The sequence below is a fragment of the Paenibacillus piscarius genome (assembly GCF_022234545.1).
Classification (GTDB): domain Bacteria; phylum Bacillota; class Bacilli; order Paenibacillales; family Paenibacillaceae; genus Paenibacillus_AQ; species Paenibacillus_AQ piscarius.
This window is the reverse complement of the sequence record NZ_JAIEUI010000025.1, coordinates 49818-61882: the sequence shown is the minus strand read 5'-3', so window position 1 is coordinate 61882 and position 12065 is coordinate 49818. Positions and strand designations below refer to the sequence as shown.

Annotated in this window: 11 protein-coding genes and 1 riboswitch; of the genes, 1 reads left to right on the top strand and 10 read right to left on the bottom strand. The window is 57.4% G+C overall.

Annotation, left to right across the window (positions count from 1 at the left end):
• Positions 1 to 2: 2 nt before the first annotated feature.
• On the bottom strand, positions 3 to 500 hold the full coding sequence (gene spoVAC / locus K1558_RS28120; RefSeq protein WP_238655289.1) for a stage V sporulation protein AC: 498 nt from the start codon (positions 498 to 500) through the stop codon (positions 3 to 5).
• A gap of 134 nt (positions 501 to 634) precedes the next feature.
• Entirely contained in the window at positions 635 to 805 is a 171-nt protein-coding gene (locus K1558_RS28115) for a hypothetical protein (RefSeq protein WP_238655288.1), read from the bottom strand.
• Between the two features lie 148 nt (positions 806 to 953).
• Between K1558_RS28115 and K1558_RS28110 the strand changes: the two genes are divergently transcribed.
• The gene (locus K1558_RS28110; protein WP_238655287.1) at positions 954 to 2027 is read left to right on the top strand and encodes a M42 family metallopeptidase; all 1074 of its coding nucleotides are present in this window, start codon (positions 954 to 956) and stop codon (positions 2025 to 2027) included.
• An 87-nt stretch (positions 2028 to 2114) separates the two neighbouring features.
• On the opposite strand, the gene K1558_RS28105 is transcribed toward K1558_RS28110, so the two are convergent.
• From K1558_RS28105 to K1558_RS28070, 8 genes are all read right to left on the bottom strand, one after another.
• Positions 2115 to 3260 carry a mannitol-1-phosphate 5-dehydrogenase gene (locus K1558_RS28105; RefSeq protein ID WP_238655331.1) on the bottom strand — a complete coding sequence of 382 codons (1146 nt, stop codon included), beginning with the start codon at positions 3258 to 3260 and terminating at the stop codon, positions 2115 to 2117.
• Positions 3260 to 3694 carry a PTS mannitol transporter subunit IIA gene (locus tag K1558_RS28100; RefSeq protein ID WP_238655286.1) on the bottom strand — a complete coding sequence of 145 codons (435 nt, stop codon included), beginning with the start codon at positions 3692 to 3694 and terminating at the stop codon, positions 3260 to 3262. Before K1558_RS28100 ends, K1558_RS28105 begins: the two co-directional genes overlap by 1 nt.
• A 16-nt stretch (positions 3695 to 3710) precedes the next feature.
• Complete coding sequence (locus tag K1558_RS28095; protein WP_238655285.1) at positions 3711 to 5777, bottom strand: BglG family transcription antiterminator; 2067 nt, start codon at positions 5775 to 5777, stop codon at positions 3711 to 3713.
• Positions 5778 to 5973: 196 nt separating this feature from the next.
• A complete protein-coding gene (locus tag K1558_RS28090; protein ID WP_238655284.1) occupies positions 5974 to 7413 on the bottom strand; it encodes a PTS mannitol transporter subunit IIBC in 1440 nt (479 codons plus the stop codon).
• Between the two features lie 286 nt (positions 7414 to 7699).
• Positions 7700 to 8563 (bottom strand): aldo/keto reductase, encoded by an 864-nt coding sequence (locus K1558_RS28085; protein WP_238655283.1) that lies wholly within the window; start codon positions 8561 to 8563, stop codon positions 7700 to 7702.
• A gap of 119 nt (positions 8564 to 8682) precedes the next feature.
• On the bottom strand, positions 8683 to 8997 hold the full coding sequence (locus tag K1558_RS28080; RefSeq protein ID WP_238655282.1) for a DMT family transporter: 315 nt from the start codon (positions 8995 to 8997) through the stop codon (positions 8683 to 8685).
• A 1-nt stretch (position 8998) separates the two neighbouring features.
• A complete protein-coding gene (locus tag K1558_RS28075) occupies positions 8999 to 9382 on the bottom strand; it encodes a DMT family transporter (protein WP_238655281.1) in 384 nt (127 codons plus the stop codon).
• Positions 9383 to 9444: 62 nt separating this feature from the next.
• Positions 9445 to 9555: riboswitch (guanidine-I (ykkC/yxkD leader) on the bottom strand.
• Positions 9556 to 9671: 116 nt separating this feature from the next.
• A complete protein-coding gene (locus K1558_RS28070) occupies positions 9672 to 11951 on the bottom strand; it encodes a glycoside hydrolase family 3 C-terminal domain-containing protein (protein WP_238655280.1) in 2280 nt (759 codons plus the stop codon).
• Positions 11952 to 12065: the final 114 nt, after the last annotated feature.

Below are 12065 nucleotides of genomic sequence, written 5' to 3'. Positions count from 1 at the left end.
GTTTAATGTGCACCTCCCCAGCCCATCACGGCATACACGACCCCGACTACGAAAGCGGCAACCACCCCAAACACAATAACCGACCCGGCCAGCTTGAACATATTCCCGCCCACACCGAGCACCAGCCCTTCGGCCCGGTGCTCCAGCGCGGCGGAGCACATGCTGTTGGCGAATCCGGTGACAGGCACCGCAGTGCCCGCCCCGCACCACTGGGCCAGCTTGTCATATACACCGAAGCTGGTCAGCATGACCGAGAGAAGAATGAGAATAGCTACGGTCGGGCTTGCCGCCTCTCTGGAGGTCATATCGAAGACCGCCATGAATGCCTCCTGAATGCCTTGTCCAAGCACGCAGATCAATCCTCCAGACAGGAAGGCACGGATACAATTCTTAAAGACCGGACGGGATGGCACATATGGCTTGGCCAGTTCCTGATAAGACTTCGGAGTAAGGCCGTCGAGATTCAGCTTGACGCCTGATTTTTTGGTTTTTGCCGGCAAAAGAGACACCTCCTGGACCTAGATACGAAAGGGAGCGGGCCGCCGGGTGACGGATATCCCGTCCCTATCGTGATGTGCTTCATTGAAGTTTTCCTTATTGTTCACATCAGGAGGCTCCGTTATGTCCCTCCTGTTCAGGAAAAATAAAACAGCACCAGAATCAACAGGAGAAACAGCACCAGAATCAGTACTGCCTCATTCGGCTGCCGGCGGCGGTACCGCCCCGGCGCGGCCACCCTGCGGGGCGGCATCTTGCTGAACCTTGCCTGGCTGCCCGGCCTTACTACGCTCCCTGAGAGCCACATGCTCCTCGCTTCCTTTCCCGGCCCCTGCGTGCAGGGCTCTTACTGTATAGTATTCGTACTGCGGGCTACGGTGTCCGTTCGCCTATAACAGCGTGGACAAGCACGGCAACAATGTTCATACTAGAAGCTATAAAGGAGCGATATGTATATGAATCCAGAAACACTTGAGTTATTCAGAACCTTAACGGAATTTCCTTCAGCCCCGGGCTTCGAGCGCGAACTCCGCGCCTATGTTAAGGAAGCCATGACCCCTTATACGGATGAATTCGTTCAGGACCGCCTGGGCAGCCTGTTCGGCGTTCTGCGCGGGGAAGCGAACGGTCCGAAGATTATGGTCGCCGGCCATTTCGATGAGGTGGGCTTCATGGTTACCGGCATTACCGATAACGGCATGATCCGCTTCACACCGCTGGGCGGGTGGCTCGCCTCAGCCGTTGCCTCGCAGCGGCTGCAGATTATCACGCCGAAGGGGACACTGGACGGCGTAGTCGGAAGCACGCCCATCCACTTGCTTAGCGCCGAGGAACGGAGCAAAGGCGGCGAGATCAGCAAGATGGTTCTCGACATCGGCGCGGACAGCCGCGAGGAAGCGCAGAGCTTCGGCGTAGCACCAGGCCAGCAGATCGTGCCGGTCTGCCCGTTCACCCCGCTCGCCAATCCGAAGAAGATTATGGCCAAGGCCTGGGATAACCGCTATGGCGTCGGCCTCGCGATTGAACTGATGAAGGAGCTTCACGGTAAGACGCTGCCGAACACCGTTTACGCCGGTGCCACGGTGCAGGAGGAGGTCGGGCTGCGCGGCGCACGGACATCTGCGAATCTGCTGGCACCCGATATTTTCTTCGGCCTGGATGCCAGCGCTGCCGCTGATATGACCGGCGACCGCCAGGCCTTTGGCCAGCTCGGCCAGGGCGCCCTGCTGCGTATCTTCGACCCGACGATGATCACCCACCGCGGGCTGATCGAGTATGTTCAGGATACGGCGGATACCCACAGGATCAAATACCAGTATTTCGTCTCCCAGGGCGGGACGGATGCCGGTCAGGTCCATGTCAGCGGAATCGGCATTCCGTCCGCTGTAATCGGTATCTGCTCGCGCTACATTCACACGGCCAGCTCCATCATTCACAGCGATGATTACGCAGCGGCCAAAGAGCTGCTGATCAAGCTCGTAGAAGGACTGGACCGCACAACGCTGCAGACCATTCTGGAGAATAGTTAATCCATCTCCCCACAAAAAAATTACAGACAACACAAACAGCCGCAGGGATAGCTAATAGGCTTCCCCTGCGGCTGTTTGTCTATTATTCTATTTCAGCTTGGCGTAATGCTCCATGGCGGCCTGGTGAATCGGATGATCTGCAGCCAGGCCGGTAGCCTTCGCAAGCGCAGCCTCTGCACCCTCTGCAGCAATGGCTGCCTGAAGCTCGACTGCTTCCGGGTCATCGCTTGCCTTGAACAGCAGTGCGCCGGCCATGGAACGGGCCAGGGCTGTATAGCTGAGCTCCCGCTCATAGGCTTGGGTGGCAGGCGATACCAGACGGTCACTTGGCGACAGCTTGCGCAGCGGCGAACGGCCGACACGGGACACCTCATCGGTCAGCGCCGGGTTGCGGAAGCGCTCCAGGATTTTATCGATATACTTGCTGTGCTCTCCTGCATCGAAGCCATGCTTCTGGATCAGCACCGCGCCGGTCTCCTCCAGCACCTCACGGACCTTGGCGGTCAGAGCTTCATCGGCCATCGCCTGCTGAATCGTCTCATAGCCCTGCAGGAAGCCCAGATATGCCGCCGAACAATGGCCGGTGTTCACTGTGAACAGCTTGCGCTCAATGTACGGCTCCAGATTATCAACGTAATGCACGCCCTCAACCGGCGTATAGCCGGGAAGCATCTGCGAAGCGTCCACTACCCATTCATAGAACGGCTCCACGACTACCTTAAGGATATCCTCATGCTGCTGGAGCGGAACGATCCGGTCCACCGCCGCATTCGGAAAAGCGACTGAAGCCTCTGCCTTCGCCCGGTCCGCTTCATCCAGCTTCGCATAGACCAGCTCCTTGAGCTGCGCGCTGCCACCGATGGCATTCTCACAGGCGATGACATGCAGCGGCGCGGAGGAGAATGCCACTCTCCGTCGGATGCCATCTGCTACCGTTCCCGCAATGTGCTTCAGAATCGATACCCCGACCGCTGTAGTCACCAGATCCGCTTCCGCAATCGCTGCCGCCACCTCTTCAGCATGAGTTACGCTGCTAAGGGCGGTTACGTTCTTCACGATTACTGTCTCCCGGCCTTCACTCGCCAGGGTGACCGGATACTCGCCGCGCTCCTGAAGCTGGGCGACGAACGCCTCATTGACATCGACGAAGGTCACCTTATATCCTGCCTGCGACAGCAGCAGCCCGATGAAGCCCCTGCCGATATTCCCCGCGCCGAAATGGACCGCCTTCATCATTCCAGGCCTCCTTCGAAGATTGCAATTACCTCTGCAGGAGTAGCCGCGTTCATTACCCGCTCAATGGCATCCTCCTCGGAGAAGATCATCGCTACGTTCGTCAGCACCTCCATATGACCGTCACCGGCAGCCGCAATGCCGATTACCACGAACGCCGGCTCATCACCGCCGAAATCCACACCGTCCGGGAAGCGGATAATCGATAACCCGGTAGATTTGATAAAAGGCCGCGCCTCCTTCGTACCATGAGGAATCGCCAGCCCGCCGCCCATATAAGTGGACACGACTTCCTCGCGCTCCAGCATCTTCGGAACATATTCCTCCGTCACATGCCCTGCATCGACCAGCAGCTTGCCGGCCATGCGGATCGCTTCATACTTGTCGTTCGCAGCTCCATGCATAATCACTTTATTCTCTGACAGTATACTCATAGGTTCTCTCCCGCTTTCATAGTTTATTGTGGTAGAAATGAAGCAGCTCCGAGGACAGGTAGCCCCGGATCTCTGTCTCTGTATGTTCCTCCAGCAGCCGGACCAGCTCAGAATTCAGCAGCAGCGCGCTGATCTCGCTGAGTACCTCCAGGCTCTCCTTGGACAGCCTGCGCGGAGCCAGCATGAGCAGAATGACTCTAACCTCTGTGTTGCCCTCCAGAATTACAGGCTGCTGCAGGCGGTACAGGGTCAGCGAGGACAGATGGATATGGCTGCTCCGGGTATGGAACAGAGCCAGCGCGGTGTCCGGGATCACCTGACTCGTCATCCGCTCCCGTTCAAGCAGACGCTCCAGCACAATATCCGCATCGCCAACCACCCCGCTGCCCTCCAGCTTGTTCAGCATCTCGACTAGAGTTGCCGTTAAATCCATGCCCGCGTTGTCCAGCGGATGGAACCGGAACCGCTCCAGCAGGCTGACGATTTCATCGAGAATCCGCTTGTAGCTCCTGAGACGTTCAAGCGAAGCCTCATCGTGTACCGGCCGTTCCTGATCAGCGCTTGGGCTATGCTCCTGCGGCCGCAGGGTGGTGTTCTGAATATAGTCCAGCAGCTTCTCAATTTCCTCTGCGGTGAGCAGCGGGCTGATTTTGATATAACGGTCCTTGTCAATCGGCAGGTCAATGGTTGAAATGATGAGATCGTAATCCATATCAGGCAGCCGTGCAGCTTCATACCAGGCGATATTGCCGAGAATCTCAATCTGCGGCATCTCCTTGCTCAGCCGGGTAGCCAGCAGACGGGAGGAGCTGAGTCCGCTCGCACAGACCAGAATGGCGCGGACATTACGCCTGAGCTGGCTGAGCCGCTCCATGGAAGCGCCGAAATGCATCACCAGGAAGCCGATTTCCTCATCCGGGATCTCAAGCTCCAGCTGGATGTCTTCCACAGCGGCACGGACAATATTGAACAGCGATTCATAATCCCGGCGGATCGGCCCGAGGAGCGGATTGCGGATACGGGTGCCCTCGCGAATCCGTTTCAGGGCCGGATCAATATGCTCCAGCAGCCCTTCCCGCAGGGAGCGGTCGCTCTGGAAGGGCAGCCCGGTCCGTTTGACCACACTCTCCGTCAGCTTATAGACGATCTCCATCAGCTCAATATCGCCGTAAGCGAAGCCGGAGGAGGAGAAGGAATCCTGTACACGGTCGAATAAACCGGCAATATACAGAATCTCCACCCGGGGAATGGTCAGCCCCAGTGCGCCTGCGAGCTGCTGGACGAACCGTTCAGCCCCGGCAATGTTGCGGTGGTCCGACAGTCTGGAATAGCCGGCTTCCTCCCCGCTGTCAATACTGCGGCCGATTTCAATCCGCCGGGCCGTGACCGATAAGCTCAGCAGCATCTCCATGTACACGATCTCGGGCAGTTCGGCCGTCCATTTCCATTCCATATCCCACAGCGTATTCTCAACCTCCATGAGACTGGCCTTGCCTACCGTCGTCAGCAGCAAGCGGAAAGCGTGGTTGCTCTCAGCCAGAGAACCATGGCCGACCAGATCGGACAGGTCCAGATGCTCGGCGGCCAGGCGGCCGATCGCCCGGCGCTTGTCAAGCTCGCTGCCGGTGATCTCGACGCCATACCCTCTGCGGCGGACCAGCTCCAGGCCGAACTTGCGTACCCACTGCTCCAGCTCATCCAGGTCATAGCTGACAGAAGCGACTGTTACCTTAAGGGAATGGGCCAGTGTGAACAGCTTCACGGGCTCCTCGGCCTCCAGCAGGACGCACAGCTCATACACCTTGCGGTCCTCCCCGGAATAATCTGCCGGCTTCTCTTCCTGCAGATACAGGCGCAGCTCCGCAAGACCCGCCTCCGGGCCGTTCAGCTGGATGCCCTTGCCCGATTTGCGGATCAGGTTCAGGCCGAAGCGGTTCAGCACGGACTCAATGTCCTCCATCTCCCGGTGGACGGTTCTTACACTGACACCGGTGGCCGCAGCGATCTCAGCCGCGGTGATCTCTTCGCTGACGCCAAGCAGCAGCCACAGGATCTGGCGCTGCCGGGCGGTTATTTTCCTCATTCCCGCCAACCCTCCTCCTTATATCCGGACAGAAACGGCTGTGCCGTCCTATAGGGGACGGCTTCCGTTTCTTCGGGAACTATAAGGATAAAGTATAGTGGAGCCTATTTCTGGATAGGAGATAAACGCCGGCTTTGGGGGCCAGCGTCTCCTGATCTAACTTTATGCGTATATTCCAATTTTACACGTATGCCTCTTACTTCAAACGTTCCACCAGCTCGTCGTATTTCGGGCTCTTCAGGAAGTTGTCGATCGAGATATGCTCGGCGTCCGGATTGCGGGCAATCGCCCGGTCCGTCAGCGTCTTCTGGGTCACCACGATATCGGCGTCTGCTGGGATCTCACTGACCGCAGAGTTCACCACCGTAATGTTCACCCCGGCGTTCTGCAGCTTCTTTCTCAGGACCGATGCGCCCATGGCGCTCGAGCCCATACCGGCATCGCAGGCGAAGACGATTTTGTGCACACTGTCTTTGTTACGGATATTGGAAGCTACGTTCGCTGCAGCTGCAGTCTGGGCCGCAGTACCGGCAGACTTCATATCTCTCATCTTGGCTTCTGCCGCTTCCAGATCCATCTCTTCCTCATCATTCTTCTTCACCGACTTCAGCAGCAGCGCTGCGAGCAGGAAGGATACAACGGTTGCCACGATCACACCGGCCAGCATCGGGAGATAACCGCCCTTAGGCGTCATGGCGAAGTAAGCAAAGATACTGCCTGGCGAAGGAGAAGCGACCAGGCCTGCACCCAGCATCTGGAAGGTGAAGGTACCGGATACACCGCCGCCGATGACCGCCAGGATCAGACGCGGATTCATCAGGATGTAAGGGAAGTAGATCTCATGAATCCCGCCCAGGAAGTGAATGATTACGGCACCCGGTGCAGAAGATTTAGCAGAACCTTTGCCTACCAGCCAGTACGCGAGCAGGATACCGAGACCAGGACCCGGGTTCGATTCAAGCATGAACAGAACGGATTTGCCGATTCGCTGCGACTCTTCAAGTGCGATTGGTCCCAGTACACCATGGTTAATGGCGTTGTTCAGGAACAGCACCTTAGCTGGCTCAATAATGATGTTGATGAGCGGCAGCAGGTTGTGGTTAACCAGGAATTCAACGCCGTTCGACAGAATATTGGTTAATCCTTGAACCAGCGGTCCAACTCCCTTTAACGCTCCAAGCGTCAAGGCACCGCCGATGATCCCCAGCGAGAAATTGTTGACCAGCATTTCGAACCCGGCTCTGATTTTGCCGTCCACCGCTCGGTCGAACTGCTTCAGAATCCAGGCCGCCAGCGGCCCGACAATCATCGCGCCGAGGAACATTGGAATCGTGGTTCCGACGATAACCCCCATGGTGACCAGCGCGCCGATGACTGCCCCGCGTTTGCCGTGAACCATCTGTCCGCCGGTGTAACCGATCAGCAGCGGAAGCAGGTAGTTGATGATTGGACCTACGAGAACAGCCAGTTTCTCATTGGGAAGCCAGCCGGTTGGAATGAATAATGCTGTAATTAATCCCCAGGCGATAAAAGCGCCGATATTCGGCATTACCATACCGCTGAGCATACGTCCTAATTGTTGAACCTTCACCCGTGCACCGCCGGATGAAGCTTGCTTCGTTGCCGTTGTGGCCATTTAAGATGCCCCCTTATTATAATGAATGGGAATCTTCCCCTTAGCTTAATCCGAAGGGAATCTCCCTGTGAACACATCGTAATTCAAAGCGCTTTCTTTGTCATCAAATTGAAAACACGGTTTCGGCAGGAACGTTGTTGACAACATTTAAGAGCTCCTGCCAAACGGTTGCCGCAGGTATAGAATGCACCTTATTCTCTGAAAATATCAGAATTGCGGTATTACAATTTCACACGGCAAAAAGGCCGCCTCCAGAGCGGAGACGGCCTTGCCATACTGCATTACATCAGATCATATCGAGCGGGACCTTCCATGACGGCTGCGGAAAAGCGTCTTCCAGCTGCCACAGCTCATCCTCCGACAGCACCAGGCTGCGGGCGGCCGCATTCTCCTCCACATGCGCGGGGGATCCGGCCTTGGGAATCGCCAGCACATCGGCTTCACGGATGCTCCAGGCCAGCAGAACCTGCAGCGGCGTTACCCCGTGGCTGCGGGCGATCTGCTGAACCGCCTCATTGTCCGCAAGCCCTTTGCGCAGAGCTCCTGCCTGTGCCAGCGGCGAATAGGCCATCACGGGGATCTGATGTCCTCTCAGCCACGGCAGCAGCTCATGCTCGATGCCTCTGGAGCCAAGATGATAGAGGACCTGATTCACGGCGCAATGGTCACCGCCCGGAATGCTCAGCAGCTCCTGCATATCCGCTGTATCCAGATTGGAGACACCCCAGCGGAGGATTTTGCCTGAAGCCACCAGGGCCTCCATCCCTTCAACCGTCTCCTGCAGCGGAACGCTTCCGCGCCAATGCAGCAGATACAGGTCCAGGTGGTCCGTACCCAGCCGCTTCAAGCTGGCTTCACAGCTGCTGACCAGCTTCCCGTTGCCTGCATTGTGCGGATATACCTTGGAGACCAGGAAGACCTCATCCCGGATGCCCCGCAGCGCTTCGCCGACCAGCTCCTCGGAGCGGCCGTCCCCGTACATCTCAGCCGTATCAATCAGATTCATCCCCAGCTCTACACCCCGGCGCAATGCGGCAAGCTCTTCCGCCCGCTTGGACGGCTGCTCGCCCATCTGCCAGGTTCCCTGCCCCAGCCGGGGCAGCACCGTTCCATCCTTCAGGCGGACCGTTTCCGATACAGATCTGCTCATATGTGATAAGTCTCCTTATAAGAATAATGTTCTTACTAACTATACTTACCATATTCGGTGCGGCGAAACATCCGTTAAGTGTCTAACTCGGTAACGTTTCCGCCAGGATCAGCCAATAATCAGCCAATCAGCTTCAATCCGGCAACCGCACCGAGGATCAGCACGATACAGAAGATGCGCCGCGGATCGCGGGCTTCCCCGTAGAAGAGCATCCCCAGGATTGCCCCCCCGGACGCGCCGATTCCTGTCCAGATCGCATAGGCAATTCCCATTGGCAGAGTCTCCATCGCCAGGGACAGCAGCAGGAAGCTTGCTCCGAAGCCCAGCACAAGCAGACACACAGACTGCCAGTTGCGGTGCTTGTGCAGCCTGCCAATCATCGCGACCCCGAACATCTCACAGCAACCGGCGGCAATCAGCATAACCCATGCCATATCAGTTCAGCTCCTTTGCCTGCTCCGTTGCAGCCTGGGCAGGAGTCACCAGCTTCAGACCAATGACTCCTGTGAGCAGCAGCATAACCAGCAGAAGCTTCAGCGGACGGAGCGGCTCCCCGAACAGAAGAGCGCCGGACAGAACCGTGCCTGCCGTTCCAAGCCCTACGAACACCGCATAAACCGTACCGACCGGCAGCCTGCTGCTGGCCCGGATCAGGGCGTAGAAGCTGACCAGGATCGCCGCCGCCGTTACCGCCCATTCCCAGAGAGCGGCAGCGTGCTTCAGTCCGATGACCCAGATCACCTCGAAGCAGGCTGCACCGAATATCAACAGCCACTCCTTCGTATCCGTGCTGCCGGTTGTCGTTCTATTCCTGTTCATCCCGTTCTCCCCTCATCTGATAAAAAAATGAAGCCCGGAAGGTTACCGTCAATGATGACGATACCTCCCGGGCTTTTGTCCCTCCGTGTTACACGGATTAGCTTCATCCGTGTGTTCTCTCTCGGACCAGGCCAGCGGTGCGTACCTGCTGCGGAACCCTAGAGAACAATTAACTGCTTATGAAATTACACCGTATGTTAGCAAATTACGCTGCGTAATGCAACCCTGAAATCGAGCGGAACACCGGGAGTGCAGCCTGGATACTGCCTTCACGCTTGGCTATTCAGTTCTACTCCTGTCCGGCCAGCCTGTTCAGCTCCTGCAGATCTGCTGCCAGATCGGCTTCGGTGTACTTGCCCTGGCCGAAGCCGATCATTGCCCGCAGCGGCATGTACTTCATCATGGCAAACAGCATTTCGGGATTGTCGCCCAGCGCATCGTCCAGCCCGAACACACTGCTGAAGCCCTTCGCCTTCTCTTCCGTCAGCGGATTTGCCAGCAGGTCGCCGACGGTGGTGTTGCGGTGGAACCGGCCGGGCAGCTTGACGGCGGATTCTACCGTAAGCTCTGCGCTGAGACGGAGTTCACGTGAGGACGAGCCCACAGCAATGCGGAACTTGCCGCTCTCCACATGCCAGTCTCCTAACTTCACATTATAGTAAGCGAAGGAACGCTTATCCAGCGTGAAGGTGACCACACGTTCTTCTCCCGGCTGCAGCCCAATCTTGGCGAAGCCCTTCAGCTCCTGCAGCGGACGGATCACGCTGCTCTCCACATCGCTGACATAGAGCTGCACAACCTCCTTGCCTGCTCTGCTGCCGGTATTCTTAACGGTAACCGATACCTGCACAGTGTCAGTATCCTGAATACAGGTCTGATCCAGCACCAGGTTGCTATACTCGAACTCCGTGTAGCTGAGGCCGAAGCCGAACGGGAAGAGCGGCTCGATTTCTTTTTTGTCATAATAGCGGTAGCCTACGAACAAGGCTTCTCTATACTCCACCGTATCGCCTTCTCCGGGGAAGTTCAGGAAGGACGGATTGTCGCTCAGCTTCATCGGGAAGGTCTCCGCCAGCTTGCCGCTCGGGCTTACTTCACCGAAGAGCAGATCGGCAACCGCGCCGCCGAAGGCCTGGCCGCCCAGGTAGCCTTCAAGCACAGCCTTCGTCTGCGGAAGCCAAGGCATCTCCACCGGTGAGCCGTTGCTGAGCACCACGATAATTTCACTCTGCACCGCAGCCACGGCTTCAAGCAGCTCCTTATGACTAACTGGCAGCTGCAGATGGCTGCGGTCATAGCCCTCCGATTCATAACGGTCCGGCAGGCCGAGGAACAGCACCGCTGCATCCGCCTGGGCTGCTCTATCGCAGGCTTCACGCAGCAGATCAGCATTGGTATCATCACTCGCAAGCTCATAGCCCTGAGCGTACAGGAAGCTGGCCGAATTCCCGGCGACCGCCTGCAACTCCTCGAAGGCATCATCCATCCGGCTCGGATTCACATGCGAGCTGCCACCGCCCTGATACCGCGGCTTCCGGGCGAACTCACCGATCACGGCAATCCGGCCATTCTTGGCAAGGGGCAGAATGCCACCCTCATTCTTCAGCAGCACCATGCTCTCCCGGGCCACCTCGCGCGCAAGCTGATGATGCTTATCTACATCGAAGACCGCTGCCGGGTTGCGGTTCTCTACGCTTTTGAAAATAAAGCCCAGCATCCGCTCCACCGCCAGATCCAGCGTCTCCACCGGCAGCTCGCCGCTGTTCACCGCAGCTACAATCTTGGCATCGCCAATTCCCCCGCTGGACGGCATCTCCAGCTCAAGCCCCGCCTTCAGCGCCTCCACGCGCTCATTGACCGCACCCCAGTCTGACATGACGAAGCCTTCAAAGCCCCATTCGTCACGCAGAATCCGGGTCATCAGCCGGTGGCTCTCGGACACATACTCCCCGTTCACCTGGTTATAGGAGCTCATCACACTCCAGGGCTGGCTCTGCTTCACGGTGCCTTCGAAGCTGGCCAGATAGATCTCGCGGAGCGTCCGTTCATCGATGACCGCATCCACCGACATGCGGCGGTGCTCCTGGTTATTGGCGGCAAAATGCTTCAGCGACGTTCCCACGCCCTGGCTCTGCACGCCCTTCACATGGCTTGCCGCCATCTCCGAGGCCAGGAACGGGTCCTCCGAGAAATATTCAAAGTTCCGGCCATTCAGCGGAGAGCGCTTGATATTATTGCCCGGTCCGAGCAGGACGGCAACATTCTCCACCTGGCATTCCGTTCCCAGCGCTTCGCCCACACGGAAGATCAGGTCACGGTCCCACGAGGAGGCCAGTCCGGCCGCTGACGGGAAGCAGGTTGCCGGTACGCTGTCGTTCAGTCCAAGATGGTCTGCGCTGCCCTGCTGCTTGCGGAGCCCGTGGGGTCCGTCGGTCACCATCACTGAGGGAATGCCCAGACGTTCAATGCCTTTGGTGTTCCAGAAATCCAGCCCGGAGCAGAGCCCGGCCTTCTCTTCCAGTGTCATCTGTGATACGAGCTTCCGAATCTCCGTTATGTCCTTTGCCATCATACAGTCCTCCTAAGAATGCGTTTTCTTGACTCCATTCTATACGAATATCACGGTCAGTTATGGTATTATTATTTGATCTTTAGTATTCTGTTTAGATAAAAGAGGGGGAAA